The sequence below is a fragment of the Cupriavidus sp. UYPR2.512 genome (genome assembly GCF_000379565.1).
Taxonomy (GTDB): Bacteria; Pseudomonadota; Gammaproteobacteria; order Burkholderiales; family Burkholderiaceae; genus Cupriavidus.
Genome location: NZ_KB902876.1, coordinates 1 through 25,983, shown reverse-complemented (window position 1 = coordinate 25,983; position 25,983 = coordinate 1). Strand labels below are relative to the sequence as shown.

The following is a 25,983-nucleotide window of genomic DNA, read 5'->3' as shown; positions in this document are numbered from 1 at the left end:
GACGAACGGGAGCTTGGATGGCGTACTACATCTGGTTCGTGGCAGCGGTCGCGCTGGTAATCATCGAGCTGAACACCGGCACCTTTTACCTGCTGATGGTAGCGGTGGGGCTGGCCGCCGGCGGAGTGGGAGCCCTGCTGGGGTTGTCGCCGGCCGCGCAGACGCTGGTGGCAGCACTGGTCGCGGCGGTGCTGATCGCCGGCCTGCGCCGCACCCGCTTTGGCAAGCTGCAGCGCGGCAATGCCGCCGCCGATCCCAACGTCAATATCGATATCGGCCAGGAGCTCGACGTGCCCGGCTGGGACGCCAACGGGCGCGCCCGCGTGCCGTACCGCGGCGCTGACTGGACGGTGGAGCTGGCGCCCGACTGTGCCGCCGCGCCAGGCCGCCACCGCATCGTCGCGGTGCGCGGCAGCACCCTGGTCGTGTCTCCCCGCTGAAGCCCTGTCTTATTGCGCAGCGCGGCAGTTGTTGCGCTGCGATCCGCCTGCCGCCGCCTGGCGGCTCCGTTGTGCTGTCTTCTGTCTGGAGGGTCGTTACATGCTCGCATTTCAGCTTGGTTTGTTGCCGCTGATCATCCTCATTGCCGTCATCGTGCTGATTGCCAAGGGCATCAAGATCGTGCCGCAGCAGCATGCCTGGGTGCTCGAGCGCCTTGGCCGCTACCATGCGACGCTGACGCCGGGGCTGTCGATCGTGGTGCCGTTCGTCGATCGCGTCGCCTACAAGCACGTGCTCAAGGAAATCCCGCTGGACGTGCCCAGCCAGGTCTGCATCACCAGGGACAACACGCAGCTGCAGGTCGATGGCGTGCTGTACTTCCAGGTCACGGACCCGATGAAGGCATCGTATGGGTCGAGCAATTTCGTGGTGGCGATCACGCAGCTGTCGCAGACGACGCTGCGCTCGGTGATCGGCAAGCTGGAGCTGGACAAGACCTTCGAGGAGCGCGAGTTCATCAACCACAGCGTGGTCAACGCGCTGGATGAGGCTGCCGCCAACTGGGGCGTCAAGGTGCTGCGCTACGAGATCAAGGACCTGACCCCGCCCAAGGAGATCCTGCACGCGATGCAGGCGCAGATCACCGCCGAGCGTGAAAAGCGCGCGCTGATCGCCGCGTCGGAGGGCAAGCGCCAGGAGCAGATCAACCTGGCCACTGGCGCGCGCGAGGCGGCGATCCAGAAGTCAGAGGGCGAGCGGCAGGCCGCCATCAACAGGGCGCAGGGCGAGGCGAGCGCGATCCTGGCGGTGGCCGAGGCCAATGCGCAGGCGATCCAGAAGATCGGCAATGCGATCCGCACCGAAGGCGGCATGGATGCGGTCAACCTGAAGGTGGCCGAGGAATACGTGGCCGCGTTCGGCAACCTGGCCAAGCAGGGCAATACGCTGATCGTGCCGGGCAATATGGGCGAGATGAGCAGCATGATCGCGTCCGCCCTGCAGATCGTGAAGGGGCAGCAGAAGGCTGCCTGAAGGGACTGACGGACGCGCCGCGGCAGCGTGGTGCCGGGGCTCAGTCCTTGGTGTCGCCCTTCATGATGCGGGCCTTCTCGCGCTGCCAGTCGCGCTGTTTCTCGGTCTCGCGCTTGTCGAACTGCTTCTTGCCCTTGGCCAGCCCGATCTCGCATTTGACGCGGCCGCGCGTGTAGTGCAGGTTCAGCGGGACCAGCGTGTAGCCGCGCTGCTCGACCTTGCCGATCAGCTTCTTGATCTCGTCAGCCTTGAGCAGCAGCTTGCGGGTTCGCACCGGGTCGGGATTGACGTGGGTGGAGGCGCTTTGCAGCGGGCTGATATGGGCGCCGATCAGGAACATCTCGGCGTCGCGCACCACCACGTAGCCCTCCTTGATCTGCACCCGCCCGGCGCGGATTGCCTTGACCTCCCAGCCTTCCAGCACGATCCCGGCCTCATAGCGCTCCTCGATGAAGTAATCGAAGAAGGCCTTTTTGTTATCTGCAATGGTCATGCGTGCGGGTGGGGTGCGGTAGGGTGGAATTCAGCCGTTTCGCTGCAGCGCCACATGGCAGGATGCCGCGGGGCGCGCGTGTCGGCTAAAATCCGAATTCTAGCAAACCAGCCCCGGCACAGGCGCATGCCTGCCGCGCATAGCGTGCGGCATGGCCGCAAGCCAGATTTTCCCATTCATGGCAGACGTCCATAAATCCGTACTGCTCGGCCACTCCGCCGCGCAGATGTATGACCTGGTCACGCGCGTGGAGGACTATCCCAAGTTCCTTCCATGGTGCGGTGGCGTGGAGGTGTTCGAGCAGACCGATACCATGCTCGACGCCAAGATCCATATCCACTTCAAAGGGATCCAGCAGTTCTTCCACACCCGCAATACGCAGGAACGCCCCACGCGCATTGACATGACCTTTGCCGACGGGCCGTTCAAGACCTTCAACGGCGCGTGGCGCTTTACGCCACTGCGCGAAGACGCCTGCAAGATCGAATTCCATCTGCACTATGAGTTTTCCAGCCTGCTGCTGGAAAAAATCATCGGCCCGGTCTTCAGCATGATTGCCAATACCTTTGTCGACGCCTTCGTCAAGCGGGCCGAGGTGGTCTATGGCGCCAACTGACACCGGCGCAGGGACGGTGCATATCACGGTCTGCTATGCGCGGCCCGATACCGTCTTCCTGAAGGAGATCGACGTGCCTGCCGGCACCACGATTGCCGCGGCCATCGTCGGCTCCGGGCTGCAGCAGGCCTGTCCGGAGGTTGACCCATCGACCATGCGGGTGGGCATCTTCGGCAAGCTCAAGACGCCGGAGACGGTGGTGCGCGAAGGCGACCGCGTGGAGGTTTACCGGCCTTTGACCGCCGATCCCAAGCAGGCGCGCCGCAAGCGGGTGCAGAAGCAGCGCGCGGGCGGCACGCGCGAAGGCCAGAAGTGGTTGCGCGGCAGCAGTTGAGCAGAGCTTGCCAGGCATGCAAACGGGGCCGATGCGCCCCGTTTTTCATTGCCTTCAGCTGCAGTTTTTCTCGAGGCTGGCGTTGGTCTTGAGCATCTCGGCCTGGCGCTGGTCGCTGTTCAGGTGCTGCAGCGAGCCGTCCGGACCCGCCACCGCGGCGCGCATGCCTTGCTGCAGGCCGTTGGCGTAGCTGCGCAGCTGGGCGCAGCGGGCCTCGCGCTCAGCCGCCTCGGTTTCCTTGCGGGCCTCTTCGGTGGCGGCTTTCAGGCTGGCCTCGCGGCGTTTCTGGAAGGCTTCTTCGGCCGTCGGCGCCGGGGCCGCGGCGGGCTTGGCCGAGGCTTTGGCCGGAGGCGGGGCAGCAGGGGCAGCAGTGGCGGGCGCCGTGGCATTGGCGGCGTCCACCGGCTGGAACTCGCCGGCAAAGCGGCCCGGGGCGCGCAACACCTTGGCTGCCGCCGCCGACGGCGGCACGTCGCTGTAGACCATGCGGCCGTTGGCGTCGCGCCATTGCCAGTAGGCAAGGGCCTGGACGGGAACGGCGAGAGTGGCGGCGGCAAGCAGGCACAGCGCGGACGATCGTTTCATGGCGAGGCGTCTTAAAGTGACTCGGAAGTAACGCTTGGAATCCTTCTGGGCCGCCGGCTGCGCGCATGGCGATGCCGCGGCAGGACAGCCGCGGCGATGGCTTGGCGCCCGCCTGGCATCAGGTCCGTAGCGCCGGTTTGACCCTGGTAAAGCTGTTGTTCGTGGTGCGTGTGACCCCCGCGCCATCGTTCGCTAGTCTACGCAGACTTGTCGGTGGCGTGCAAGCGCACCGACCAGGCCACGCCGACCATCAGCAACACGATGGCGGCGATTTCCAGCGGCCGCGGCCAGCGCTGGTCGAAGACAAAGCCGTAGGCCAGCGCGAACAGTGTCTCGAACACGATCATCTGGCCCGAGAGTGTCAGCGGCAGCCGCCGGCTGGCAATGTTCCAGAGGTTGTTGCCGATCAGCGACGCGCCCAGCGCCACCGCGGCGTTGACCATCCAGAACCACTGCCAGTCACGGCCGCTGTCGCCCGCGGTCAGCGTGTCGCCCGCCAGCAGCCAGCCGATCACGGCCAGCACCGCCGACACCGCGCCGGTCGACAACCCGTACAACGCCGACCATTCATTGCCGCTGTAGTGCGGGTTGCGCTGCAGGTAGCGTGCGTTATCGACCGCGTAGAGCGTCCAGCAGACCAGCGCGCCGGCCGCGCAGCAGACCCCGGCCAGTTTCTGCCAGACCGGCCGGACTGCCGCGCCGGCTGCCGCCGCGTGGGCGCTCTGGCCGCCGCCGAACAGGTCGATATTGATGCAGGCGATGCCGGCGGCCACCACCAGCAGCGGCCACATCAGCCGCGACAGCGGCACGGCGCCGTGGTCGCGCCGGCCCATGATGGTGACGGAGATCGGCAGGATGCCAATGATCAGGGAGGTGGGGCCCACCCCGGCGAGCTGCACGCCGAAGGCCAGCAGCACGTAGTAGAGCAGGTTGCCGGTGAAGGCCTGGCGCAGCAGCGCCACGCAGTCCGCCCGGGTCAGCTTGCGGGCGATGCGCGTCATCAGCGGCAGCGCGGCCATGAAGGCGACCAGCCCGTAGGCCAGGTAGCGGCCGATGGCCAGCTCCCACGGCGAGAACACGGGCAGCAGCTTGGGGGCGATAAAGACCATGCCCCAGAAGGCGCCTGCCAGCAGCCCGCACAATACGCCGATTCCCATACTTCGCTTCGCCCGAACAAAAGGACAACGAGCATAGCAGACGACATGGAGGAATCCCTTTTGCAGTGCATCAGCAAAGCGCGCATTCCTGTATAATTCGGTTTTGCGCCTAGAGGATTTGCTATGCGTCTTGTCCAGAAAGCACTCACATTCGATGACGTGCTGCTCGTCCCGGCCTATTCGGCCGTCCTTCCCCGGGATGTCTCCCTCCGCACCAGCCTGACCCGCTCCATTGAACTGAACATCCCGCTGGTATCCGCGGCGATGGACACAGTGACGGAAGCGCGTCTGGCGATTTCCATGGCGCAGGCCGGCGGTATCGGCATCGTCCACAAGAACCTGAAGCCCGCCGACCAGGCCCGCGAAGTTGCGCGCGTGAAGCGCTATGAGTCGGGCGTATTGCGTGATCCGATCACCATTTCGCCGGACATGAAGGTCCGCGATGTGATCGCGCTGTCGCAGCATCACGGCATTTCCGGCTTCCCGGTGCTGGAAGGCAAGGCCGTGGTCGGCATCATCACCAACCGCGACCTGCGCTTCGAGGAAGAGCTCGACGCCCCGGTGCGCGCCAAGATGACGCCGCGTGAAAAGCTGGTGACCGTGGCCGAAGGCGCGCCGCTGGAAGAAGCCAAGCGCCTGATGAACCGCCACCGCCTTGAGCGCGTGCTGGTGGTCAACCAGGCTTTCGAGCTGCGCGGCCTGATCACGGTGAAGGATATCCAGAAGGCAGTGGACAATCCGCTGGCCAGCAAGGATGACCACGGCCAGCTGCGCGTAGGCGCCGCGGTCGGCGTGGGCCCGGACAACGACGAGCGCGTCGAACTGCTGGTCAAGGCCGGCGTCGATGTGGTTGTGGTGGATACAGCACACGGTCATAGCCAGGGCGTGCTGGACCGCGTCCGCTGGGTCAAGCAGAACTTCCCGCAGGTGCAGGTGGTTGGCGGCAATATCGCCACCGGCGATGCCGCGCGTGCGCTGGTCGAGCATGGCGCCGACGGCGTCAAGGTCGGCATCGGCCCGGGCTCGATCTGCACCACGCGTATCGTTGCCGGCGTGGGCGTGCCCCAGATCACGGCGGTTTCCAACGTGGCCGAAGCCCTCAAGGGCACCGGCGTGCCGCTGATCGCTGACGGCGGCGTGCGCTACTCTGGCGATGTGGCCAAGGCCCTGGCGGCAGGCGCCCACACCGTGATGATGGGCGGCATGTTCTCGGGCACCGAGGAAGCGCCAGGCGAAACCTTCCTGTTCCAGGGCCGTTCGTTCAAGAGCTACCGCGGCATGGGCTCGGTGGGTGCGATGAAGGATGGCGCGGCAGACCGCTACTTCCAGGAAGACAACACCGCCAACGTCGACAAGCTGGTGCCCGAAGGGATTGAAGGGCGCGTGCCGTACAAGGGCTCGGTGATGGCGATCATCCACCAGCTGACCGGTGGCGTACGGTCCTCGATGGGCTATTGCGGCAGCAAGTCGATTGCGGACTGGCACGAGAGCGCCCAGTTCGTCCAGATCACGGCAGCCGGCATGCGTGAATCGCACGTGCACGACGTGCAGATCACCAAGGAAGCGCCGAACTACCATATCGACTGACGCGCAGCGGCTGCGCCCGTCGCCTCGCGGCGGTGCGCGGCCGCAAGATCGTCGGGGCGAGGGCGCATTGCCGCGGGCGGCGCCTTCGCCTGACCGGAATGCCATCCGGCCCGGCCGCTCGCCACGCCGGTGTTGCCTGAACGTGGGCCACACCAGCCGGCCGCAACATTGGCCGGGCCCATGACGAGGAGCGCCAATGAAGGTATTGCTGCGAGCCGTGCTGTTTTTTGATGCCCTGGTGGATTTGCTGCTGGGCATCCTGCTGTTGATGTCCCCGTTCACCACGCTGTACGCTGCGCTGCAGTTGCCGCAGCCGCAACCGGCCCTGTTCGGGCAGTTGCTGGGCGTGGCGCTGGTCGGCCTGGCTGCGCTGCTGTGGCAGGCAGCGTTCAACGGACAACTGACGGTACCGGTGGCGCGCACGGCCGGCTATGTGAACCTGGCCAGCGCAGTGCTGATCATTGCCTGGATGGTGTTCATGGAACTGCCGCTGGTCGGCGCGGGCAAGATCTGGCTGCCGGTGATGGCAGTGGTGCTGGCGTTTTTCGCGCTGGTGCAGATTCCCGCTTCCAGGCGCGTGCGCAACCGCGAAAGGCAACTGAAGGCCGAGCGCGCACTGCAGGAACAGGAACACAAGAAGGAAGTCCGCAAGGAACCCGGCGTCGCCCCCGCGGCGCGCCAAACGAATACCCCAGAATACCGGCGCGAGCCGGTCATCACGCCGCCGCCGGGCTATGGTCCCGGCACGGAAGTCGTGACCGAGCCCATCCCGGAAGACACGCCATCGGCCCATCATGCACGACAAAATCCTCATTCTTGATTTCGGCTCGCAGGTCACGCAGCTGATCGCCCGCCGCGTCCGCGAGGCGCACGTCTATTGCGAGATCCACCCGAACGACGTCTCCGACGACTTCGTACGCGAGTTCGCCCCCAAGGCCATCATCCTGTCGGGCAGCCACGCCAGCACCTATGAAGACCACCAGCTGCGCGCGCCGCAGGCCGTGTGGGACCTGGGCGTGCCGGTGCTGGGCATCTGCTACGGCATGCAGACCATGGCCGTGCAGCTGGGCGGCAAGGTCGAGTGGAGCGACCACCGCGAATTCGGCTACGCCGAGGTGCGCGCCCATGGCCACACCAACCTGCTCAAGGACATCGAGGATTTCCGCACGCCGGAAGGCCATGGCATGCTCAAGGTCTGGATGAGCCACGGCGACAAGGTTGCCGGCCTGCCGCCGGGCTTCAAGCTGATGGCCTCCACACCAAGCTGCCCGATCGCCGGCATGGCCGACGAGGCGCGGGGCTACTACGCGGTGCAGTTCCACCCCGAGGTCACGCATACCGCCAAGGGCCGCCAGATGCTGGAGCGCTTCGTGCTCGGCATCGCTGGCTGCAAGCCTGACTGGGTCATGCACGACCATATCGAGGAAGCAGTCGCCAAGATCCGCGAACAGGTCGGCGATGAAGAAGTCATCCTGGGCCTGTCCGGCGGCGTCGACTCGTCGGTGGCCGCGGCGCTGATCCACCGCGCCATCGGCGATCAGCTCACCTGCGTGTTCGTCGACCACGGCCTGCTGCGCCTGGACGAAGGCAAGATGGTGATGGACATGTTCGCCGGCCGCCTGCACGCCAAGGTCGTGCATATCGACGCCTCCGATCAGTTCCTCGGCCACCTGGCCGGCGTGACCGATCCCGAGCAGAAGCGCAAGATCATCGGCCGCGAGTTCGTCGAAGTGTTCCAGGCCGAGGCCAGGAAGCTGTCCAACGCCAAGTGGCTGGCGCAGGGCACGATCTATCCGGACGTGGTGGAGTCGGGCGGCACCAAGACCAAGAAGGCCACCACCATCAAGAGCCACCACAACGTCGGCGGCCTGCCGGAAACGCTGGGCCTGAAGCTGCTGGAGCCGCTGCGCGACCTGTTCAAGGACGAAGTGCGCGAGCTGGGCGTAGCCCTGGGCCTGCCGCCGGAAATGGTCTACCGCCACCCGTTCCCGGGCCCGGGCCTGGGCGTGCGCATTTTGGGCGAGGTCAAGCGCGACTACGCCGACCTGCTGCGCCGCGCCGATGCGATCTTCATCGAAGAACTGCGCAAGACCATCGCCACCGAACAGGACGCCGCCGCGGGCCTGTGCGAGCCGGACCAGGCCGGCAAGAGCTGGTACGACCTGACCAGCCAGGCCTTCGCCGTGTTCCTGCCGGTCAAGTCCGTGGGCGTGATGGGCGACGGCCGCACCTACGACTACGTCGTCGCGCTGCGCGCCGTGCAGACCACCGACTTCATGACCGCGCACTGGGCGCACCTGCCGTATGCGCTGCTGGGGCGTTGCTCGAACCGGATCATTAACGAAGTACGTGGCCTCAACCGGGTTGTGTATGACGTGTCGGGCAAACCGCCGGCGACGATTGAGTGGGAGTGAAACTGGGTCCTTCGGGGACTATCGAAATTGCGCAATCTCAAGCCTAAGTCCAAAGATTAATAAGGGCTTCTGACCACGATGGAATGTATGTGACGGTATCGCCCACCGGTACCGTCACCTTCCGCTGCCGTGAGACGCTGACCATCGGCCGCTACGGCCGGCATCTCGCTGGCCCTGGCCCGCGAAAAGCTGATCGACGCCAAGAAGGCCATTGCCTAGGGCAAGTCCCCTGCACTTGAGAAGCAGCGCGAGAAGCGCCGGCTGACCGCCGCCAAGACCTTTGGCGACGTGACCGAGAAATGGCTGGCCGGCGCCCGGATGAAGGGGCGCAACCCCGTGACCTAGCGAAGCTGCCCATTCGGTAGCAGACGGACCTAGCCGTGCTCTTCCAGGCGAGCGGGCATCATTGCTGCAGCTTGGCGCCGCTGTTCACGGAGCGGCTGTTCGTGATCGCGCGGCGCGACATGCCGGGGCTGCCCACTGAGAAAACGGTGAAGCTGGCGCGCTGGCGCGAGTCGGACGTGCTGAAGCGCTTCCGGGAGGAACGTGTCGGCGGGCGCGACCGCTCATCGCCTACCGAAGCGCGGATCTCGCCTTGGAGTGGCCGATTGGAGGTATGATTGAATGCAATATTGCATATCTCATTCAGACCTAGTCATATCGTGGCCACCGCAGAACTACAAGGCATCGACATTCCCGCCCAGATCGCCCAGGAAATCCGCAAGCTCATCAACCGCGGACAGTTGCCGCCCGGGCTGCAGCTACGGCAATCCGACCTGGCCGACCGCTTCGGCATCAGCCGCGTCCCCGTGCGCGAGGCGCTGAAGCTGCTGGCGGCCGAAAGCATCATCGAGCACGATCCGAACCGGGGCTTCTTCGTCGCGCCATTGTCGACCGACGAGGCCCGCCAGCTTTACCTGATGCGGCAACTGCTGGAAGCGGAACTGCTTTCCACGATCGAGTGGCCCACGCCCGCGCAACTCAAGCAGCTCAAGGCGATGCTGACCGAACTCGACGAACTGCTCGCGGCCGGAAACCGCTCGGAATGGATCGAGCACCATCGCGCATTCCACGACGCGGTGTTCGAGCTGTCGCCGAACAAGGTGCTCAAGCGCGAGGCGCTGCGGCTGATGCGGCTCACCGACCGCTACCGTGCGCTGGCCGCCGACATCACGCTGCGCGACCAGCACCTGAAGGCCAACATCGAGCAGAAGCTCGTGAAGGCGTTGAGTACCAAGAACCGGGAAATGTTGCTGGATGCCTACGCCGAAGGCCGCAAGATGGTGGCCGAGGGGCTGATGCAGATTCTCGCGGCGCGCGGCGTATGAAGCGGGGCGTGCTCCAGCGCCCCGCGTACTGCCGTCAGAAGCGGTGCATCATGCCGACTGCCGCGACGGACTGGATCTTCCCGCTGGCAAGGATGTTGCCGATCTCCGCGGCATAGGCGCCGTTGGTGTGCTGGTAGACCCCCACCAGATAGACCGCGGTCCGCTTGGAGAAGGTGTACGTCAACTGGAGCGCGCCCTGGTGGATGATCACGTTCTTCAGTTGCTCGTTGCCGTTCTCGTAGGTATAGGCGCCGCCGAGAATCAGGTCCGGCGTCAGTGCATAGCCGATGCCGCCGGCAAGCGCGTAGATCCTCGCTCCGGTGAATGTGTTGCGCGCCTGGCTGTACATGCCCGAGAAATCGAAGCGCGACACCTTGGTGCGGGCGCCGGCAAGGAAGTTGGCGATGCCGCTCTGCCCGCCATTGACCGCGCCGTAGTTCTGCTCGGTATAGACCACGGCGGCGCGCGTTTCTCCGTGGTGATAGCCGATCGCCGCGCTCTTGCCTGACCCGTTCCGGAAGTCTCCCGCGACTTCGCCGAAGCTGTACATCAGCCCGGCCGAAAAGCCGCCGATCTCGTCGGTCGTCAGCTTGACTGCGTTCGACATCCGCTTGCCGCCCACGCGGTCCCAGTTGATGGCCGACATGCCCACCGGCGCGCCGGCGGCATTGGTGTACGGCGCGTATGGCGCACCGGCGGCAAGGCCGGCGCCGATCTGCGCGGGGCCCTTGAGGCCAAGCAGGTCCGCGCCGAAGCTGCCGGTGCGGAAGTTCAGCATGCCGCCCGCGATGCCGGTGGCGGGGTCGATGGCGCCGATCAGGAAGTAGTCGAATGCGAAGTCGTTCTGCTGCCCGAGGCGCAAGCCGCCAATCCCGACCTTGCGCATGCCGACCCAGGCCGAGTTCTCGAACAATGCACCGCGCGACTGCGGATCGAGCGCCCCGGTGCTGAGGGAAATCATCGAGTCCAGGCTGAACGATGCCTGCAGGCCACCGCCGAGGTCCTCGATGCCGCGCAGGTAGAACTTCGACGGGTAGATGGCGGAATCCTGCATGCGGACGTTCGAATGGCCGCCGTTGTCGCGATAGACCGCGACACCCTCGTCCAGCAGGCCGCCGATGGTGACGCTGCCCTGCGCGTGCGTCACTGTGGTGGCAGCCGTCATTGCGATGCAGAATGACAGATGGCGAAGTGCCATTGGCAGCTTTCTTCTCCGAAGAGCCAATTCGTGTCTCCGTTGTTGGAATTTATTGTTGTGGTGCTCGCCCGGCAGGGATGCGGGCGGGATTTTGTCGGCCGGCGGGTTTGCGATCGTCCGCCTCAGCCGGCAGGTTCCGGGTCCCATGTCGGAATCCAGAGCAGTTCCCGCGCCGCGGCAGCGTCGGTCGACGAAAACTCGCCGTAGCTGCCGTGCGCGTACAGCAGCGGCCGGGCGCGGTCGGCGCGCGGCATTGCGGTGTCGATGGCGCCGAAGAGGATGCCGTGCGTGCCGACATCCACGGCACTGGCCACGCGGCAATCGAAGCTGACCAGGGCGTTCCGGAGTACCGGCGCGCCGGTGCTGGCGCGTCCCCATACGCCGTCGGCGAACTTCTCCTCCGCCGGCATGGGACTGGCGAAGCGGTCGGCCAGCCGACGGCTTTCCAGCGCCAGCACGTTCACCGCGAAGATGCCCGACGCCTGGATGGCGTGGAACGACGCGCTGTTGCGGTTGACGCAGGCGAGCAGCGTGGGCGGATCGGCCGAGACTGAGCAGACGGCCGTGGCCGTCAGCCCCGCCCGGGAGCCGTCCGCCGACAGCGTGGTAATCAGGCAGACGTGTCCGGCGAGGCAGCGCATCGCTGCCTTGAACTGGTTGGCGTCGATGCTCATGGCGAGTTCTCCGTCCCGAGGCTATGCGACCGTGGTGGCGGCAGCGAGATGGCGGGCGAAGTGCAGCACGGTGCGACCGTGCGCCTGCATCGCGGCGAGCGGCTGGTAGCTGGCACGCTCCCAGCAGTTGAAGCCGTGGCTCGCGCCGGGATAGACGAAGAACTTCGCCGTGTCCCGGTCGGCGAAGGCTGCCCTGACGCGCTCGACCGCCGCGAGCGGGATCATGGGATCCGTCTCGCCATAGTGGAACAGCATCGGGCAACGCACGGCCGCCGCCTTCTGCAACTGGTCCTGGATGCCGCCGCCGTAGTAGCACGCGGCGGCCTCCACCAGTCCCGCAGCGGCCGCCAGATAGGCCAGCCGGCCGCCGATGCAGAAGCCGAGCGCGCCCACGCCGCCCGTCACCTCGGGACGCTCGCGCAGCGTGCGCACGGTGCCTTCCAGGTCGACCCCGATCTCGGCCATGTCGGCGCGCATGAGCATGTCTCGCGCGCGTGCGGCTTCGTCGCCCACATAGCCGAACGATTCGCGCGGCGCCTGCCGCCAGAACACGTCGGGCGCGAGCACGACAAAGCCGAGTTGCGCGTACTGCTCGGCCACAGCCCGGATATGGCGGTTGACGCCGAAGATTTCCTGGAAGAGGACAATCCCGGGGCCCGCTCCCGCAGGCGGCAGCGCGAGATAGCCCTGGTACGCGCGGCCATCGGCTGCCGGGATGTCGATCCAGCTCGTGCGGATCGTCGTGTCTTCGTCGATGCGTTCGTTCATGTCGTCTCTCTCTCCCCGCTCAGTTCCAGCCGAAAATGTCGAGCGTGGTCTCGCCCGCACGGAGGCGGCGGCACTGGTCGGCCTCGTTTGCCTCTCGCGCGAGGCCTGCGTCCACCACCTTGCCAGCGCGGTCGCGCGGAATGCAGACTACGCCGTCGCTGTCACCGACGATCAGGTCGCCGGCATGCACGGTGACGTCGCCGAACACGGTCGGTGCATTGATCCAGCCGCGCGCGCCGAAGTCCTTGCCGGTGCCGCGAATGCACAGGCCGCGGGCGAACACCGGGAAGCCGATCTCCTCCAGCAGCACGCCGTCGCGCACGCAGCCGTCGATCACCAGGCCGGCGAGGCCGCGCACCTGGCTGGCGGTGGACATGACTTCGCCCCAGTAGCCGTGTTCGAAGGCGTCGCTGACCGACACCACCAGCACGTCGCCCGGCTGCGCGGCGTAGATGGCGCGGTGCAGCCACAGGTTGTCGCCGCCCGGCGCGTGCACCGTGACGGCTGGGCCGCACAGCCGGAAGCCGGGTGCGACCGGCTTGATTGCGGACGGAAGGGCGCCGATCTTGCCGGCGGCTTCGTGCAACGTGGCCGTGGGAATGCCACGGGCGGCGTTGACGATTTCCGGTGGGGTACGCACGACGTTCAGTTGTGTGGTGTCGCGCGGGTCGATGCGGTCGATGGGCCGGCTCATGCTTTCGCTCCTTCGGCGCGCGTCTGCAGTTGGTGGTAGCGGTGCTGGGCGCGGGCCTCGTCCAGGCGCATGCCGCTGGCGACTGCCTTGCGAATGGCGTTCTCGGCGGCTTCGATTTCTTCGGCGGCGGCGAGGATGCGCTCTTCGTGACCACGCGGAATCGATACCAGCCCGTCTGCGTCGCCACGCAGGATGTCGCCTGGCGCGACACGCACGTCGCCGATGTTCACCGGCACGTTGGTAGCCTCCACCTGCACGCGGTCCTTGCCGGTACGCATCCAGTTGTCGCGCGAGAACACTGGATAGCCGAGCGACAGGCACAGGTGCACGTCGCGATTAATGCCATCGATTACGGTGCCGGCAATGCCGCGGCGATGCGCAATCTCGGTCATGATGTCGCCCCAGACCGTGGCATCGGTACGCCCCCCGTTGTCAAGCACGATGACGTGGCCGGGCGGCACGTCATCGATGAAGTCCCCGACCGTGCCCGGCGGGCTCGCGGCCGGGCCGTAGAGAATGGTGAAGGCGCGGCCGGCCATGCGGAAGCCGGCATCGCGCGGCTTGATGGCGCGGCACTGGCCGACGATGCCGAGGCGGTCCATCGCGTCGCTGAGCGTGGCGGTGTCGAGCCTGCCGGCGCGGGCGACGTTGCGGTCTTCGATCTGTTCTGACATGACTTAATCCTTCAGCATGAATTCGTAGTTGCCGCCCATGACCTGGCTCATCGGCGTGCCGGCCAGAACGGCTTTGGCCATGCGAGCTTCGCGGGCGACGATGGCTTCCGCGGCCTCCAGCACGCGGTCGATGTTCGCCGCGGCGATGAAGATGACAGCGCTGCGGTCGGCGAGAACGTAGTCGCCTGCATCGACATCCACGTCCCACACGCGGATCGGCACGTTGGTGCCTTTCTCGACGATACGGCCGCGCGCGGTGCGCGCGGTGAGGGAAGAGGCGAACACGGGAAAGTTCATCGCGCACGCTTCGTCGATGTCGCGCACGGGACCATCGGCCACCACCCCCGCGATACCCTTCACCTTCGCGCCGAGCGACAGCATGCCGCCCCAGCTTCCCGCCTCGACGCCGGTGCGCTGCTCGACGACGATCACGTCGTCCGCGCCGCCGGCCTCGATGGCGGTGGTGCCCAAGTGGCGGGGCTCGCCCGGTGGCGGCGCGCCCGTGCCGAGCTTCACGGTAATCACGCGGCCGGCGATGCGGCCGTCACCGGCTTCCTGACGCACGCCGCTCACAACGCCCGGCAGGCCGAGCTTGTCGAGCGTGTCGGACACTGCGCAACAATCCAGCCGGCGCAGGCGGCGCACATATTCCTGGGGAGTGCTCATCGGATGGTTTCCTTGTGGTTGTCGGGCCGCCAGCAGGCGAACCCCATGGCATTGCCCGTCCCAGCTTCGCTGCGGTAGCAAGGCACGTAGTCGATCACTTCCATGCCGAAGCCAAGCTCGTCCATCGCGCCGGCCACGGGAATCCAGTTCTTGACCTCGGAGGTCCCGGCCTGGAAGATCGCCTCGCCCAGTCCCTCCACGGGCGAGAAGTCATGCGCGCGCATGCTGTCAAGGATCAACTGGTCGACGCTCTCGTCGATGACGAAGTGGGTCAGGCCGCCCGAGGCGATGATCGCCACGCGCGCGTCGCTGTCCCACGACCGGATGGCGCGCGCCAGCGAACGTCCGAACGCATGGCAGCGGCCGGCGGTCGGCTGGTTGGGCGGATAGAACGTGTTGATCAGCACCGGCACGGTGGGAATCACCTGGTCCTTCATCAATTGCCGGAACACGAAGCCGAAGGCGTGCGGCGTCTCGGTAGCGGAAAGATGCTTCAGTGCCGTGATGTCGAAGCCGTCGGCCACGGTGCGTTCGATCAGGTGGCGGCCCAGCGCCGGCACGCCGGAATAGGTCGCTTGCGGCGGCATGTAGCCGGGCATGGCGTGGGCCACGCCGGGCGGCAGCCGCGACAGCTTCTCGTCGCTGATCATGTTGTTGACGATGGTCTCGCCCCACATCACGCTGAACGCGGGCACGAGCATGTCGTCGAAGATTTCCATCTGGTCGTTGCCGACGATCACTGCCACATCGGGGCGGGCTTCGGCCAGCACCTGCGACATGCGTTCGATGGCCTGCATGCAGCGGGCGTGCCGGGCTTCCCACACTTCCGGCCTGATCTGCGCGGCCAGGTTTTCCGACGCGCGATGCTGCACCAGCTCGTCGAACGTCCACGTCCGGCCCTGGTAGTGATGCAGGCTGCGGCGGTCGTCGGGCAGGCGCGAGCCCCATGTGTGCGGCGGCGTGACCAGCATGGGACCATGCGAGGTGCCCATGCCGAGTACGATTTCTGCCATGGTTTGGTCTCCTCCGGGCGTCGTCGCGCGTTTAGCGGTACGCCGCCAGGTCAAGGTTGAACAGCTTCTGCGCGTTGCCGAAGAAGATCTGGTTCTTCTCTTCCGGCGACAACCAGTCGAAGCCCTGGATGAACGGCTTGATGTCGTCGAAGGTGCGGCCGGTAGCCGGATTGGTCTGCGAGCCCACGCCGGGGCACTCGGCGCCGAACAGGCAGCGGTCCGCGCCGACGGTCTTGATCAGCAGGCGCAGCGATTCCTCCGAATACAGCACGGTGTCGTAGTAGAGATTGCGCATTCCGGCGAGGAAGTCGCGGCCCGCGCGCGCGGCGCCGGACTGGAAGCGGCCGATCTGGTAGGGGATCGAGCCGCCGCCGTGCGACACCAGGATCTTCAGCGACGGGAAGTCCTTGAACACGTCGGAGTTCACCAGGCCGAACACCGCGATGGTCTCTTCATTAATGAAGTGGACCGTGTACGGCGAGCGCGCGGAGTGCGAGCCGGTGGCGTGGATGTGCGCGGGGATGTCGAGCTCGCACAGCTTCTCGTACAGCGGATACCAGTAGCGGTCGCCCAGCGGTGGCGCTTCGGAGCCGTTGTTCTCGAACGGGTCCGGATTGAGCAGCACGCCGCGGAAGCCCAGTTCCTTCACGCAGCGTTCCAGTTCCGGCAGTACCACTTCGATGGAATCGCCGGCCACCTGCGGCAGGCCACCCACGCCGATGAAGCGCTTGGGCAGCAGCTTCACCGTGCGGGCGATGATGTTGTTGGTCTCCTCGGTGAACCAGTGCACCAGCTTGCCCGGCTTCGCGCTGTGCATCATCTGGAACGGACGCGGCGACAGCAGTTGGACGGTGGTGCCCACGTGGTCGAGCAGGTCGATGTGCCCGGCCGGACCCATCTCCTTGCGGTTGGCGTAGTGCAGGATCTCCTCGTCCGTCACCTCGGGCATCTTGCGCCCGTGCTCGCCGCGGTGCGACAGGATGTGCGCCTTGTAGACCCAGAGTTCGGCGGGCGGGCTGACGTGGCCGTGGCAGTCAATGATCATGGGATGTCTCCGGTTGGGATGAAATGACTTACAGATCGAGGACCAGCCGCTCGCCCTTGCAGCCCGAGCAGCAGATCATCATGGTGTTGTTGGCCGCCTTCTCCGGTTCGGAGAGGATGGCGTCGCGGTGGTCGGGAATACCGGACAGCACGCGCGTCTCGCAGGCGCCGCACACGCCCTCCTCGCAGGAGTGCGCCACTTCCACGCCGGCATCCTTGAGCACCTGCAGGATGGTCTTGCCGCCCGGTACCTGCAGCGACTTGCCGCTGCGCTTCAGTTCGACCGTGTAGCCGCCGTCCAGCGCGGCTTCCTGCTTCGCGGTGAAGTACTCGACGTGGACCTGCGCCGGCGGCAGGTGGGCCGTGGCCGCCTCGAAGGCCGCGAGCATCGGGCCCGGGCCGCAGCAATAGAAGTGCGCGTTGGCCGGCTGTGCCTTCACTACCTCGGCGATGTCGAGCACGCCGCCCGCTTCCGCGTCGATGTGCAGGTGCAGGTTCTCGTAGCTGCGCAGTTCCTCGAGGAAGGCGACGTCGACGCGGTCGCGGCACGAGTACACCAGCGTCATCGAGCGGCCCAGCGCCTTCAGGCGCCTTGCCATGCACAGGATCGGCGTGATGCCGATGCCGCCGCCGACCAGCACCGAATGCTCGGCCTCCTCGTTCAGCGGGAAATTGTTGCGCGGCGGCTCGACCTGGATCACCACGCCTGGGCGCAACTGCTCGTGCATGAAGCTGGAACCGCCGCGGCTTTTCGGGTCGCGCTTCACCCCTACCTGGTAGCGCCGCGGCTCGCGGCCGCCTTCGAGCAGCGAGTACTGGCGCACCAGGCCATTGGGCAGGTGCAGGCCGATATGGGATCCCGGCTCGCACGGCGGCAGCGCGGCGCCCGCCGGGGAGGCGAAGGCGTAGAGCAGCGTGTCGCGGGCGAGGAATTGAATCGACTCCAGGCGCAACTCAAGGAGGGCGCCCGTGGACGGGGGCAGGTCGTTCATGTGTGTCTCCAGTGGCGACGTTCAGTGATGCGGCGAGGCCTTTGCCTGCCTTGCGCCTGGCGTCCGAAGCGCGCGGGGTGGTCCGTGCCGCTCGCTTCGTCGTTGACGCGAAATTCTTTTTTGCATATTATTTCGACTAACAAGAAAAAAGTCAAAGACTCTCGATGCACGGACTTTCCCGGGCATTGGCCCGAAGGGTCACATCACTGGCGGAAACAGGCGGCGGCATCGTGCAGCGCAGCAGCACCGTCCGCGTCACATGGAAATGGAGAACAAATTGATCGCAGTCCTCTCTTGCAACGGCGGCACGGTCACGCACGGCAGCGGCCCCGCCACCCAGCTCTTCGTCGCCACCTTGCATGGCATGCATGTATTCGAGCGGACAGGGCAGGGCGCGCCTTGGCAGCGGACCCGCTCGGCGTTGGAAGACCGTCACGTGAGCGCGCTGCTGTATGAGCCGCAGTCGGGGCTGCTGTTTGCCGGCGCGCACGGCAAGGGCGGCATGTCGGTCAGCCGCGACCTCGGTGTCACCTGGGAGCCGCGCGGCAACGGCCTGAAGAGCGAGCACGTCTACACGCTGGCGGCACAGCAGCGCGACGGTCGCGTGGTGCTCTATCTCGGCACCGAGCCTTCAGCCCTGTATCGCAGCGACGACCTCGGCGAGAACTGGATGGAAGTCTCGGCCATGCTGTCCGTGCCGGACCAGGACAAGTGGACGTTCCCGCCGCCGCCGCACGTGGCACACGTCAAGAACGTGGCCTTTCATCCGGCGCAACCGGGCACGCTGTACGTATGCATCGAGCAGGGCGCGCTGCTGAAGACGACGGACGACGGTGCCACCTGGACCGAGCCGCGCAGCTATGAGTCCGCGCAGGACAAGTTCTATCACGACAACCACCGCGTGCTGATCCGTCCGTCGAACCCCGCACAGCTTTTCATGTGCGGCGGCGAAGGCCTGCACTACAGCGCCGACGCCGGCGAGACCTGGACCCACCTGATGACGCGCGCGGACCGCATCGGCTATCCCGATGCCATGTTCATCGACCCGCGCGACGAGAACGTGCTGTACCTCGGCGGCCCCGGCAACGCCCCGCGCGAGTGGGGCGCCAAGCGCAGCGCCGATGCCACCGTGCTGCGCAGCCGCGATGGCGGCGCAACGTGGGAAGAAATCCGCAGCGGCCTGCCGGCAGAAATCATCGGCAACATCGAAGGCATGGGCTTGTATCACTGGGCCGACCAGGTGATGCTGCTGGCCGGCACCGCGACCGGCGAGACCTACGCCAGCGAAGACGGCGGCGAGCACTGGTACACGGTTGCCGACGACCTGCCCCCCATCTCGAAGGGCGGCCACTACCGCTGGTTCCTGCAGGTGGACGAGCGCGAGAAAGTGGAGGACCGCATGCGCACAGGCACCTGACCGCCGCCCCCCCGGCCAACCCATCCAGAAACGACAAGCCTTGCCTCGCCGCGGCGTCACCGGCGCGCGGCGCGGCGGCGTACGTCCTCACACAGGAGACAAGACATGAGCACCTCCCCCCTGGCAACTTCCCCCGGCAGCGTGCCTGCGCTGGCCAGCCACGACGCCGCCATTGCCGCGGCGCGCGCGCTGCACGACAAGATCCGCGCTCGCGCCGACCGCACCGAAAGCGAGCGCATCGTTTCCACCGAGACCATCCACGAGCTGATGGACGCCGGCCTGTTCGGCGTCGTCACGCCGCGCATGTTCGGCGGCTCGGAGCTGGGCTTCGCCACGCTGGTCGACGTGACCGCCGAGATCGCCTCCGCGTGCGGCTCGACCGGCTGGGTCTACGGCGTGCTGGCCGGCCATAGCTGGATGCTGAACCTGTTCCCGCTGCAGGCGCAGCGCGAAGTGATGAGCGCCGACCGCGTGCTGACCGCCACCGTGTTCCGGCTCGGCGGCACCGTCACCGAAGTGGAGGGCGGCTACCGGCTGGTCAATGGCGACGGCCGCTTCTGCTCCGGCATCGACCATGTGCAGTGGGTCATCGTCGGCAATGCGGTGCAGCGCGAGGGCCAGCCGCCCGAGCCGCGCTTCTTCGTGGTGCCCCGCGAGGATATCGAGATCGTCGACGACTGGTTCACGGCCGGCATGCGCGGCACCGGCAGCCGCTCGATCCGCATCGCCGATACGTTCATCCCGGCGCATCGGTCGGTGTCGGTGAAGGACATGATGTCGGGCATGGCCGACGAAACCGGCTCGGTGCGCGCGCCGATCTACCGGATGCCGTTCCAGAACGTGACGCCGTTCTCGCTGGTCGGCGCCCCGCTGGGCATGGCGCGCGCCGCGGTGCGCTCTTTCTCGGAAGGCCTGGCGGCGCGCCTGGCCACGTTCAGCAGCGAGCAGGCGGCCGAGCAGTCGGCCACGTTTGCGCGAGTGGCGGAATCGGTCGCTGAGATCGACGCCGCGCTGGCCGTAGTGCGCGAGGATGCGCGCCGCGTGGACAGCGCGGAAGATCCCCGCGCGTTGAGCGACCTCGACTGGGCCCGCATTCCGCGCGACTGGGCCTATGCCGCGCAGAAGGCGCGCTACGCGGTGAACGCGCTGTTCGAAGCCGCCGGCGGCTCCGGCATCTACAACAGTTCCGAACTGCAGCGGATCTGGCGCGACGTGAATTCCGCCGCCCAGCACTTCGCCTTCACCTGGGACAGCGCCATGACCAGCTACGGCCGCGCGGTCATCGGCCTGCAGCCCTCGAAGTTCGGCCCGAAGGGTCGGTAAGCGGCACGCACAGAGGAGAGTCCCATGCATGCCGACGAACTGACTTCCATCGACGACTATTCGGCCGCCACGCTGTCGTCGATCTGCGAGCGGATGGCGGTTTCCCGCGAGGTGGAACACATGATCTACCGGGAATCCGAACTGGACGAGGTCTGGCGCCTGCTCGACGCCGACGTCGCCAATGCCGCGCGCGACCGCCGCAGCGCGCAGCAGTTGCAGCGCCTGGAGGCCATGCGCTCCCTGGTGATCGAAGCTCACGACCTGGTCGGCAACGACGGAGACACCGTTGCCGCCCGGGAACGCCTCGGCCGTGCCATCGCGCTTCTGGACTGAACCCACCGAAGCCGGCGCACGGCGCCATTTCCCCACAAAGACGATACACAGATTCAAGGATAGGAGGACCTATGCTCACCCGTGAAGACAACAATGTGCTGACCCAGGTTGGCCGCGGCACCCCGATGGGCGAACTGATCCGGCGCTTCTGGATTCCCGCGCTGCTGGCGTCCGAGATTGCCGAGCCCGGCGGCAAGCCGGTGCGCGTTCGCCTGCTCGGCGAAGATCTCGTGGCGTTCCGCGACACCGATGGCAAGGTCGGCCTGCTCGACGAGCAATGCCCGCACCGCCGCGCGTCGCTGGCGCTGGGCGACAACTCCGACGGCGGCCTGCGCTGCCTCTACCACGGCTGGAAGTTCGCCACCGACGGCACCTGCCTCGATACGCCCACCGAGCCGTCCGGCTCCGCCTTCTGCTCGCGCATCCGGGCGCAGGCCTATCCCACCCGCGAGATCGGCGGCGTGATCTGGACCTACATGGGCCCCGCCGCCGAGCTGCCACAATTCCCGGAGTTCGAGTGGCTGTCGTATCCCGCCGTCAACGCCGTGCCGTTCAAGGTGCTGGAGGACTGCAACTACGCGCAGGCGGTCGAAGGCACCATCGACTCGGCGCACGCCGGCGTGCTGCACCGCGAGCAGCCGTGGAGCGCGCCCGCGAAGTACGACCATGAGCGCGACCTGCAACCGAAGATCGAAGTCGAATACACCAAGTACGGCCTGCGCTACGCCGGCGTGCGCAACTTCCGCGAGGAAGGCAAGCTACATGCGCGCGTGACCGAGGTGGTGCTGCCGTTCTTCACGCTAATCCCGCCCGACGGCTTCGGCGTGCGCAAGAACCGCCGCATGGCCAACGCCTTCGTCCCGCGCGACGATGAATCGACGTGGCACATCCAGTGGTTCTTCGACGACAGCCAGCCGGTGGATGTGGCCTACCGGATCGAGGAAGGCGGCCACTGGGTCGACGAGAATTTCCGCAAGCTGCTGAACGTCGACAACTGGTACCAGCAGGACCGTGAGTGGATGAAGACCGGATCGATGTCGGGCATCAAGGGCATCCTGACGCAGGACCACGCGGTCAGCGAAACCCAGGGCCGGATTCTGGACCGCACCAAGGAGCACCTCGGCACCTCCGACGTGGCCGTGGTGGCATGGCGCCGCCAGATGATCCGCACCGCGCGCGCGCTGGCCGAGCGGGGCGAGGCGCCGAGCGTGCTGATCGCGCCGATCCCGTTCCCGCAGATCCGCGCGGCCACGGTGATCTTCAGCAACGAGCGCACGTGGAAGCAGGAAGTCCCGCTCAATCCCGACGTGGCCCTGACGGCCTGACGCGGCGATGCTGATCGACAGCCACGCGCATGTCTCGCCGGTCTGGTACGAGCCGGTGGAGACGCTGCTCGGCCAGATGGCGCGCCATGGCGTGGCGCGCGCGGTGCTGACGCAGATGATCGGGCAGGTGGACAACCGCTACCAGGCGGACTGCGTGCGGGCACACCCGGGCCGCTTTGCCAGCGTGGTCTGGATCGACCCGGCCGCGCCGGACGCTCCACAGGTGCTTGCCAGGCTGGCGGACGAAGGGGCAGCCGGCGTGCGCCTGCGCCCCGGCGCCCGCTCGCCCGGCGACGATCCGCTCGCGATCTGGAAGGCGGCGCAAGCTTGCGGCCTGCCGGTCAGCTGCGTCGGCAATGCCGAGGCGTTCTGCGCGCCGGCCTTTGCCGAGCTGCTGCAGGCCGTGCCGGGACTGACCGTGGTACTCGAGCACCTTGGCGATACCAGCAAGCCGATGGAGAGCGAAGCGGACGGCGAACTGCGCTACACCGTGCTGCGGCTGTGCCGCTTCGACAACGTGATTCTCAAGGTGCCGGGTCTTGGCGAACTGGTGCCGCGCGCGTCCACCGCGCTGCGCGACGGCTCCACGTTCGGCGGCGCTGCCGCGGCGTTGCTCGAAGCCGCCATTGCCGCGTTCGGCGCCCCGCGCCTGATGTGGGGCAGCGACTTCCCGGTAGTGAGCAGCCGCGAGGGGTATGGCAACGCACTGGGGCTCGTGCGCGAATGCCTGCTCGACCATCCCGCCCCGGTGCGCGAGACCATCCTGGGCGGCACCGCGCGCCGCGTGTTCTGGAAGGAGACCTGACATGACAAGGAAAGTACTGGCGGCCGTCAAGACCGATGTCGAGACGACCGAGTTGAGGGAGTTCGACTACCCGCAGGTGCAGCCGGACTCCGGCATCCTCAAGGTGGAAGCGAGCGGAGTCGGTGGCAGCGATCCCGAGACCTACCGCAAGCCTGGCCATGCGCCCGTCATCATGGGGCACGAGAACGTCGGCACCATCGTCGAGCTTGGCCCCATCGCGCAGCAACGCTGGGGCGTGAAGGCCGGCGACCGCGTGGCGCTGCACGAATACCTGCCGTGCTGGCACTGCGAATGGTGCATGAAGGGCGACTTCCGGCTGTGCATGGAGGTCGATTTCTTCAATGTGAAGGACCGGCTTAACACGCCGCGTTTCGGCATGTCGACGTGCGCGAAGCCACCGCACCTGTGGGGTGGCTACGCGCAGTACATGCACCTGCCGCTGAACACCGTGATGCACGTGATCCCGTCCGACATGCCCGCCGTGCATGCGACGCTCGCGGTGCCGTTCGGCAACGGCGTGCAGTGGGCCTGCAATGACGGAGGCGCCGGTCCCGGCAAGACGGTGCTGGTGTTCGGCCCCGGGCAGCAGGGACTGGGCTGCGTACTCGCGGCGAAGGCTGCGGGCTCGCTGACCGTGATCCTGGCCGGCATGACGCGCGACCGCGCCAGGCTCGACCTGTCGCTGCGGCTCGGCGCCGATCACGCCATCGACGTGCAGAACCAGGATCTCCACGCGGAGGTCATGCGCCTGACGAAGGGGCGCGGCGTCGACGTGGTGGTCGACACCACCGGCGATCCGACCGGCGAGGTGGCGCAACTGGCCGTGGGGCTGGCGGCGAAGGGCGCATACCTGAGCCTCAACGGCCTGGAGCAGAGTGTGCCGATCGGGGAGATCAAGAAGCGCTACCTGACCGTGCGCGCCCCGCGCGGACGCAGCTACGCGGCGGTGGAACTGGCGTTGCGCTACATCGGCTCCGGCAGGTATCCGCTCGACGAAGTGTGTTCGCACACCTTCGGGCTCGCGCACACCCACGAGGCGATCCTGGCCACTGCGGGCAAGGGCGTGGAGGGCGCCATCCACGTAACGGTGGACCCATGGAAATGAAACGGTCCCGCGCACTTACAGGCGCGGGGCAGAACCAACAGCATACAGAGGAGACATAGCCGATGATCGACAGTCATGCACACCTGATTTCCGCCGATGCGGAACGCTATCCGACGTCGCCACTGAGCGGCGAGCTGGAGCCCGGCGCGCTGGACAATCCCGTGACAGCGGAGCGCCTGCTAGCGCTGATGGACGAGCAGGGCATCGAGCGCGCGCTGGCCGTCCAACGGGCGCATATCTACGGTTTCAACAACGCCTATGTGTGCGACGCCGCCGCGCGCTACCCGGAACGCCTGCGCGCGCTCGGCATGGTGGACGCGCTCGACCCGGAGATCCGCCGGCAGGTGCGGCACTGGGTCGGCGAGCGCGGCGCGGCCGGCATCCGCCTGACCGAGCCGTTCAAGGGCGCGGACCCGTCCTGGTTCGCTTCGCCTGAGGCGATGGCAGCTTGGGAGACCGTGTCGGAGTTGGGCGGATCGGTGCGACTGCACTTCTATCGCTGGAACCGCGAGGCTGCCCTGAAGGCGCTCAAGCCGGTACTGGCGCGGTTCCCGCAGACCACCGTGGTGCTGGATCACTTCTCCAATATCGCCGGCGAAAGCGGGGCACCGGACCACGGCGTCGATGCGCCTCTGCTGGAGATGGTGGAGCATCCCAACGTCTACCTGCTGTACTCGATGATCAACCTGGGCAAACTCGCCGCCGCCCAGATGCCGGCGGCGCCGATGGTCGAGCGCGTGGTGCGCGAGTTCGGCGCGGATCGCGTGATGTGGGGGTCCGACGTCGCGCAGTCGAAGGGCAGCTACGCGCAGATGGTCGCGCTGGCGAAGGCGTCGGTGTCGCTACTGTCTGAAACCGACCAGCGCAAGGTGCTGCACGACACCGCGCGCGCGGTGTACTGGGGAGCGCGCTGAGATGGGCCGGCGCGAGGTGTTCGATCCTCCCGCGGGCCTGGCGCCTCGCGCCACCGATACCGACATGCCGTCGCGGCTCGCGGCCGATATCCGCGAACTGATCAACGAAGGGAAGCTGTCGCCCGGACAGCAGTTGCGGCAGCAGGACCTGGCCCGGCGCTTCGGCATCAGTCGCGTGCCGGTGCGGGAAACGCTGAGTCTGCTGGTGGCCGAGGCCGCGGTCTGCCACGACCCCAATCGCGGCTTCCACGTTGCGCCGCTGTCGAGTAGCGAGGCGCGGCAACTCTATCGCATCCGCCACCTGTTCGAGACGCAATTGCTGTCATCGGTGCGATGGCCCGACGCCGCCGAACTGGCGGATCTGCGCGCGCGGCTCGCGATGCTCGACCACCATCTGACGGAGGGCGCGCGCGCCGCGTGGGTTCGCGCACACCGCGAGTTCCATGGTGCCATCTTCGCCTTGTCGCCCGACGCGGTGCTCAGGCGCGAAGTGATGCGACTGATGCGGCAGACGGATCGCTATCGGGCGATGGCCGCGCCGGATATTGCCGGCTATCGCTTCCCGGCCGACCCGGAACATCACCTCGTCGAGACGCTCGCCGCGCAAGACCGCGCGGCGCTACTGGAAGCCTACCGACGCGACCGCAACGCGGTGGAGGAGCGCCTGCAGGCCTCGCTGACCGCGCGTGGCCTCTGAAGTCACATCTCTGCGCTGGATGTCATCCGTTCGCCGCCGCGCGGACGGGGACGGCGCTCGTCCGCGTTTTGGCGTGGCGTGGGAGGAGCGGGGTTTACCCCGTAATGCCCAATAAAAGATGGTTCGTCAGGAAAAAGTGTGGGTTGACGAAGGCTCAGGAAGATTGCCAAGTGCATGATATAGCGCGATTTCCGTCGCCCTGAAGGTTCGGAATCCGTACGATTTTCTCATGGTGACTTTGGCCTTGTTGTTCAGGCCCTCGACGACGCCGCTGGAGAACTGCTTGCGGGCACGGAAGTAGTTGAGGATCAGCTCACGGTGGGCACGCACGGTGCGGGCGAACTTCTTCATCGG

At 66.8% G+C, this 25,983-nt stretch carries 30 protein-coding genes and 1 pseudogene; 18 read left to right on the top strand and 13 right to left on the bottom strand.

Annotated elements, in window-relative coordinates; all coding sequences use genetic code 11:
- Positions 1-17 precede the first annotated feature (17 nt).
- Both A3A5_RS0107090 and A3A5_RS0107085 read left to right on the top strand, forming a co-directional pair.
- Positions 18-440, top strand: coding sequence for an NfeD family protein (locus A3A5_RS0107090; RefSeq protein WP_018309911.1), 423 nt, complete (start codon positions 18-20; stop codon positions 438-440).
- Between the two features lie 100 nt (positions 441-540).
- The gene (locus A3A5_RS0107085; protein ID WP_018309910.1) at positions 541-1,473 is read left to right on the top strand and encodes an SPFH domain-containing protein; all 933 of its coding nucleotides are present in this window, start codon (positions 541-543) and stop codon (positions 1,471-1,473) included.
- Between the two features lie 40 nt (positions 1,474-1,513).
- On the opposite strand, the gene smpB is transcribed toward A3A5_RS0107085, so the two are convergent.
- Positions 1,514-1,966, bottom strand: a complete 453-nt coding sequence (smpB, locus tag A3A5_RS0107080) for an SsrA-binding protein SmpB (RefSeq protein ID WP_018309909.1) — start codon at positions 1,964-1,966, stop codon at positions 1,514-1,516.
- Positions 1,967-2,144: 178 nt separating this feature from the next.
- Here smpB and A3A5_RS0107075 point away from each other — a divergent pair, with 178 nt between their 5' ends.
- Both A3A5_RS0107075 and A3A5_RS0107070 read left to right on the top strand, forming a co-directional pair.
- Positions 2,145-2,582 carry a type II toxin-antitoxin system RatA family toxin gene (locus A3A5_RS0107075; protein WP_026200541.1) on the top strand — a complete coding sequence of 146 codons (438 nt, stop codon included), beginning with the start codon at positions 2,145-2,147 and terminating at the stop codon, positions 2,580-2,582.
- Complete coding sequence (locus tag A3A5_RS0107070) at positions 2,569-2,916, top strand: RnfH family protein (RefSeq protein ID WP_026200540.1); 348 nt, start codon at positions 2,569-2,571, stop codon at positions 2,914-2,916. The genes A3A5_RS0107075 and A3A5_RS0107070 overlap by 14 nt, the downstream gene beginning before the upstream one ends.
- A gap of 54 nt (positions 2,917-2,970) precedes the next feature.
- Here A3A5_RS0107070 and A3A5_RS0107065 read toward each other — a convergent pair whose 3' ends face one another.
- Positions 2,971-3,501 (bottom strand): DUF4124 domain-containing protein, encoded by a 531-nt coding sequence (locus A3A5_RS0107065; RefSeq protein ID WP_018309906.1) that lies wholly within the window; start codon positions 3,499-3,501, stop codon positions 2,971-2,973.
- Positions 3,502-3,698: 197 nt separating this feature from the next.
- Positions 3,699-4,658: a DMT family transporter gene (locus A3A5_RS0107060; RefSeq protein WP_026200539.1), complete on the bottom strand. Its 960-nt coding sequence runs from the start codon at positions 4,656-4,658 to the stop codon at positions 3,699-3,701.
- Between the two features lie 123 nt (positions 4,659-4,781).
- Here A3A5_RS0107060 and guaB point away from each other — a divergent pair, with 123 nt between their 5' ends.
- The 6 genes and pseudogenes from guaB to A3A5_RS0107035 all read left to right on the top strand — a co-directional run bounded on the left by guaB (position 4,782) and on the right by A3A5_RS0107035 (position 9,987).
- A complete protein-coding gene (gene guaB, locus A3A5_RS0107055) occupies positions 4,782-6,245 on the top strand; it encodes an IMP dehydrogenase (RefSeq protein WP_018309904.1) in 1,464 nt (487 codons plus the stop codon).
- A gap of 196 nt (positions 6,246-6,441) precedes the next feature.
- On the top strand, positions 6,442-7,065 hold the full coding sequence (locus A3A5_RS0107050) for a membrane protein (protein WP_018309903.1): 624 nt from the start codon (positions 6,442-6,444) through the stop codon (positions 7,063-7,065).
- Positions 7,040-8,659 carry a glutamine-hydrolyzing GMP synthase gene (gene guaA / locus A3A5_RS0107045; RefSeq protein WP_018309902.1) on the top strand — a complete coding sequence of 540 codons (1,620 nt, stop codon included), beginning with the start codon at positions 7,040-7,042 and terminating at the stop codon, positions 8,657-8,659. The genes A3A5_RS0107050 and guaA overlap by 26 nt, the downstream gene beginning before the upstream one ends.
- 27 nt (positions 8,660-8,686) lie before the next feature.
- Positions 8,687-8,980 (top strand): annotated as a pseudogene (locus A3A5_RS44475) (Arm DNA-binding domain-containing protein); the annotation flags it as partial.
- A 59-nt stretch (positions 8,981-9,039) separates the two neighbouring features.
- Positions 9,040-9,279 (top strand): hypothetical protein, encoded by a 240-nt coding sequence (locus tag A3A5_RS43970; RefSeq protein ID WP_198293110.1) that lies wholly within the window; start codon positions 9,040-9,042, stop codon positions 9,277-9,279.
- Positions 9,280-9,321: 42 nt separating this feature from the next.
- Entirely contained in the window at positions 9,322-9,987 is a 666-nt protein-coding gene (locus A3A5_RS0107035; RefSeq protein ID WP_018309900.1) for a GntR family transcriptional regulator, read from the top strand.
- 34 nt (positions 9,988-10,021) lie between these two features.
- On the opposite strand, the gene A3A5_RS0107030 is transcribed toward A3A5_RS0107035, so the two are convergent.
- The 9 genes from A3A5_RS0107030 to A3A5_RS0106990 form a co-directional block, all read right to left on the bottom strand.
- On the bottom strand, positions 10,022-11,185 hold the full coding sequence (locus A3A5_RS0107030) for a porin (RefSeq protein WP_018309899.1): 1,164 nt from the start codon (positions 11,183-11,185) through the stop codon (positions 10,022-10,024).
- Between the two features lie 122 nt (positions 11,186-11,307).
- Positions 11,308-11,859, bottom strand: a complete 552-nt coding sequence (locus A3A5_RS0107025; RefSeq protein WP_018309898.1) for a flavin reductase family protein — start codon at positions 11,857-11,859, stop codon at positions 11,308-11,310.
- A 21-nt stretch (positions 11,860-11,880) separates the two neighbouring features.
- Positions 11,881-12,627 (bottom strand): dienelactone hydrolase family protein, encoded by a 747-nt coding sequence (locus tag A3A5_RS0107020; RefSeq protein ID WP_018309897.1) that lies wholly within the window; start codon positions 12,625-12,627, stop codon positions 11,881-11,883.
- Between the two features lie 19 nt (positions 12,628-12,646).
- Positions 12,647-13,321 (bottom strand): 4-carboxy-4-hydroxy-2-oxoadipate aldolase/oxaloacetate decarboxylase, encoded by a 675-nt coding sequence (locus tag A3A5_RS0107015; RefSeq protein ID WP_018309896.1) that lies wholly within the window; start codon positions 13,319-13,321, stop codon positions 12,647-12,649.
- The gene (locus A3A5_RS0107010) at positions 13,318-13,995 is read right to left on the bottom strand and encodes an RraA family protein (protein ID WP_018309895.1); all 678 of its coding nucleotides are present in this window, start codon (positions 13,993-13,995) and stop codon (positions 13,318-13,320) included. Before A3A5_RS0107010 ends, A3A5_RS0107015 begins: the two co-directional genes overlap by 4 nt.
- A 3-nt stretch (positions 13,996-13,998) precedes the next feature.
- Positions 13,999-14,661 carry an RraA family protein gene (locus tag A3A5_RS0107005; protein ID WP_018309894.1) on the bottom strand — a complete coding sequence of 221 codons (663 nt, stop codon included), beginning with the start codon at positions 14,659-14,661 and terminating at the stop codon, positions 13,999-14,001.
- Positions 14,658-15,674: a protocatechuate 3,4-dioxygenase gene (locus A3A5_RS0107000; RefSeq protein ID WP_018309893.1), complete on the bottom strand. Its 1,017-nt coding sequence runs from the start codon at positions 15,672-15,674 to the stop codon at positions 14,658-14,660. Before A3A5_RS0107000 ends, A3A5_RS0107005 begins: the two co-directional genes overlap by 4 nt.
- Before the next feature lie 31 nt (positions 15,675-15,705).
- Positions 15,706-16,719, bottom strand: coding sequence for an amidohydrolase family protein (locus A3A5_RS0106995; protein ID WP_018309892.1), 1,014 nt, complete (start codon positions 16,717-16,719; stop codon positions 15,706-15,708).
- 28 nt (positions 16,720-16,747) lie between these two features.
- Complete coding sequence (locus A3A5_RS0106990) at positions 16,748-17,710, bottom strand: PDR/VanB family oxidoreductase (RefSeq protein ID WP_018309891.1); 963 nt, start codon at positions 17,708-17,710, stop codon at positions 16,748-16,750.
- 277 nt (positions 17,711-17,987) lie between these two features.
- On the opposite strand from A3A5_RS0106990, the gene A3A5_RS0106985 reads away from it, so the two are divergent.
- The 8 genes from A3A5_RS0106985 to A3A5_RS0106950 all read left to right on the top strand — a co-directional run bounded on the left by A3A5_RS0106985 (position 17,988) and on the right by A3A5_RS0106950 (position 25,629).
- Positions 17,988-19,127 (top strand): sialidase family protein, encoded by a 1,140-nt coding sequence (locus A3A5_RS0106985; protein WP_026200537.1) that lies wholly within the window; start codon positions 17,988-17,990, stop codon positions 19,125-19,127.
- Positions 19,128-19,232: 105 nt separating this feature from the next.
- Positions 19,233-20,450, top strand: a complete 1,218-nt coding sequence (locus A3A5_RS0106980) for an acyl-CoA dehydrogenase family protein (RefSeq protein ID WP_018309889.1) — start codon at positions 19,233-19,235, stop codon at positions 20,448-20,450.
- Between the two features lie 24 nt (positions 20,451-20,474).
- Entirely contained in the window at positions 20,475-20,783 is a 309-nt protein-coding gene (locus tag A3A5_RS0106975) for a hypothetical protein (RefSeq protein ID WP_018309888.1), read from the top strand.
- 71 nt (positions 20,784-20,854) lie between these two features.
- Complete coding sequence (locus tag A3A5_RS0106970; RefSeq protein WP_018309887.1) at positions 20,855-22,108, top strand: Rieske 2Fe-2S domain-containing protein; 1,254 nt, start codon at positions 20,855-20,857, stop codon at positions 22,106-22,108.
- Positions 22,109-22,115: 7 nt separating this feature from the next.
- Positions 22,116-22,913, top strand: coding sequence for an amidohydrolase (locus A3A5_RS0106965; protein WP_018309886.1), 798 nt, complete (start codon positions 22,116-22,118; stop codon positions 22,911-22,913).
- Between the two features lies 1 nt (position 22,914).
- Positions 22,915-24,018 (top strand): zinc-binding dehydrogenase, encoded by a 1,104-nt coding sequence (locus tag A3A5_RS0106960; protein ID WP_018309885.1) that lies wholly within the window; start codon positions 22,915-22,917, stop codon positions 24,016-24,018.
- A 62-nt stretch (positions 24,019-24,080) separates the two neighbouring features.
- The gene (locus tag A3A5_RS0106955) at positions 24,081-24,932 is read left to right on the top strand and encodes an amidohydrolase (protein ID WP_018309884.1); all 852 of its coding nucleotides are present in this window, start codon (positions 24,081-24,083) and stop codon (positions 24,930-24,932) included.
- A gap of 1 nt (position 24,933) precedes the next feature.
- Positions 24,934-25,629 (top strand): GntR family transcriptional regulator, encoded by a 696-nt coding sequence (locus tag A3A5_RS0106950; protein WP_018309883.1) that lies wholly within the window; start codon positions 24,934-24,936, stop codon positions 25,627-25,629.
- Positions 25,630-25,755: 126 nt separating this feature from the next.
- Here the strand turns inward: A3A5_RS0106950 and A3A5_RS37830 are convergent.
- On the bottom strand, positions 25,756-25,983 hold a 228-nt coding region (locus A3A5_RS37830; RefSeq protein ID WP_035811955.1), incomplete at its 5' end, for a transposase.

Coding starts and splice junctions, on each gene's coding strand:
- A3A5_RS0107090 (WP_018309911.1), top strand. CDS start 18: ATGGCGTACTACATCTGGTTCGTGGCAGCGGTCGCGCTGGTAATCATC.
- A3A5_RS0107085 (WP_018309910.1), top strand. CDS start 541: ATGCTCGCATTTCAGCTTGGTTTGTTGCCGCTGATCATCCTCATTGCC.
- smpB (WP_018309909.1), bottom strand. CDS start 1,966: ATGACCATTGCAGATAACAAAAAGGCCTTCTTCGATTACTTCATCGAG.
- A3A5_RS0107075 (WP_026200541.1), top strand. CDS start 2,145: ATGGCAGACGTCCATAAATCCGTACTGCTCGGCCACTCCGCCGCGCAG.
- A3A5_RS0107070 (WP_026200540.1), top strand. CDS start 2,569: ATGGCGCCAACTGACACCGGCGCAGGGACGGTGCATATCACGGTCTGC.
- A3A5_RS0107065 (WP_018309906.1), bottom strand. CDS start 3,501: ATGAAACGATCGTCCGCGCTGTGCCTGCTTGCCGCCGCCACTCTCGCC.
- A3A5_RS0107060 (WP_026200539.1), bottom strand. CDS start 4,658: ATGGGAATCGGCGTATTGTGCGGGCTGCTGGCAGGCGCCTTCTGGGGC.
- guaB (WP_018309904.1), top strand. CDS start 4,782: ATGCGTCTTGTCCAGAAAGCACTCACATTCGATGACGTGCTGCTCGTC.
- A3A5_RS0107050 (WP_018309903.1), top strand. CDS start 6,442: ATGAAGGTATTGCTGCGAGCCGTGCTGTTTTTTGATGCCCTGGTGGAT.
- guaA (WP_018309902.1), top strand. CDS start 7,040: ATGCACGACAAAATCCTCATTCTTGATTTCGGCTCGCAGGTCACGCAG.
- A3A5_RS0107030 (WP_018309899.1), bottom strand. CDS start 11,185: ATGGCACTTCGCCATCTGTCATTCTGCATCGCAATGACGGCTGCCACC.
- A3A5_RS0107025 (WP_018309898.1), bottom strand. CDS start 11,859: ATGAGCATCGACGCCAACCAGTTCAAGGCAGCGATGCGCTGCCTCGCC.
- A3A5_RS0107020 (WP_018309897.1), bottom strand. CDS start 12,627: ATGAACGAACGCATCGACGAAGACACGACGATCCGCACGAGCTGGATC.
- A3A5_RS0107015 (WP_018309896.1), bottom strand. CDS start 13,321: ATGAGCCGGCCCATCGACCGCATCGACCCGCGCGACACCACACAACTG.
- A3A5_RS0107010 (WP_018309895.1), bottom strand. CDS start 13,995: ATGTCAGAACAGATCGAAGACCGCAACGTCGCCCGCGCCGGCAGGCTC.
- A3A5_RS0107005 (WP_018309894.1), bottom strand. CDS start 14,661: ATGAGCACTCCCCAGGAATATGTGCGCCGCCTGCGCCGGCTGGATTGT.
- A3A5_RS0107000 (WP_018309893.1), bottom strand. CDS start 15,674: ATGGCAGAAATCGTACTCGGCATGGGCACCTCGCATGGTCCCATGCTG.
- A3A5_RS0106995 (WP_018309892.1), bottom strand. CDS start 16,719: ATGATCATTGACTGCCACGGCCACGTCAGCCCGCCCGCCGAACTCTGG.
- A3A5_RS0106990 (WP_018309891.1), bottom strand. CDS start 17,710: ATGAACGACCTGCCCCCGTCCACGGGCGCCCTCCTTGAGTTGCGCCTG.
- A3A5_RS0106980 (WP_018309889.1), top strand. CDS start 19,233: ATGAGCACCTCCCCCCTGGCAACTTCCCCCGGCAGCGTGCCTGCGCTG.
- A3A5_RS0106975 (WP_018309888.1), top strand. CDS start 20,475: ATGCATGCCGACGAACTGACTTCCATCGACGACTATTCGGCCGCCACG.
- A3A5_RS0106970 (WP_018309887.1), top strand. CDS start 20,855: ATGCTCACCCGTGAAGACAACAATGTGCTGACCCAGGTTGGCCGCGGC.
- A3A5_RS0106965 (WP_018309886.1), top strand. CDS start 22,116: ATGCTGATCGACAGCCACGCGCATGTCTCGCCGGTCTGGTACGAGCCG.
- A3A5_RS0106960 (WP_018309885.1), top strand. CDS start 22,915: ATGACAAGGAAAGTACTGGCGGCCGTCAAGACCGATGTCGAGACGACC.
- A3A5_RS0106955 (WP_018309884.1), top strand. CDS start 24,081: ATGATCGACAGTCATGCACACCTGATTTCCGCCGATGCGGAACGCTAT.
- A3A5_RS0106950 (WP_018309883.1), top strand. CDS start 24,934: ATGGGCCGGCGCGAGGTGTTCGATCCTCCCGCGGGCCTGGCGCCTCGC.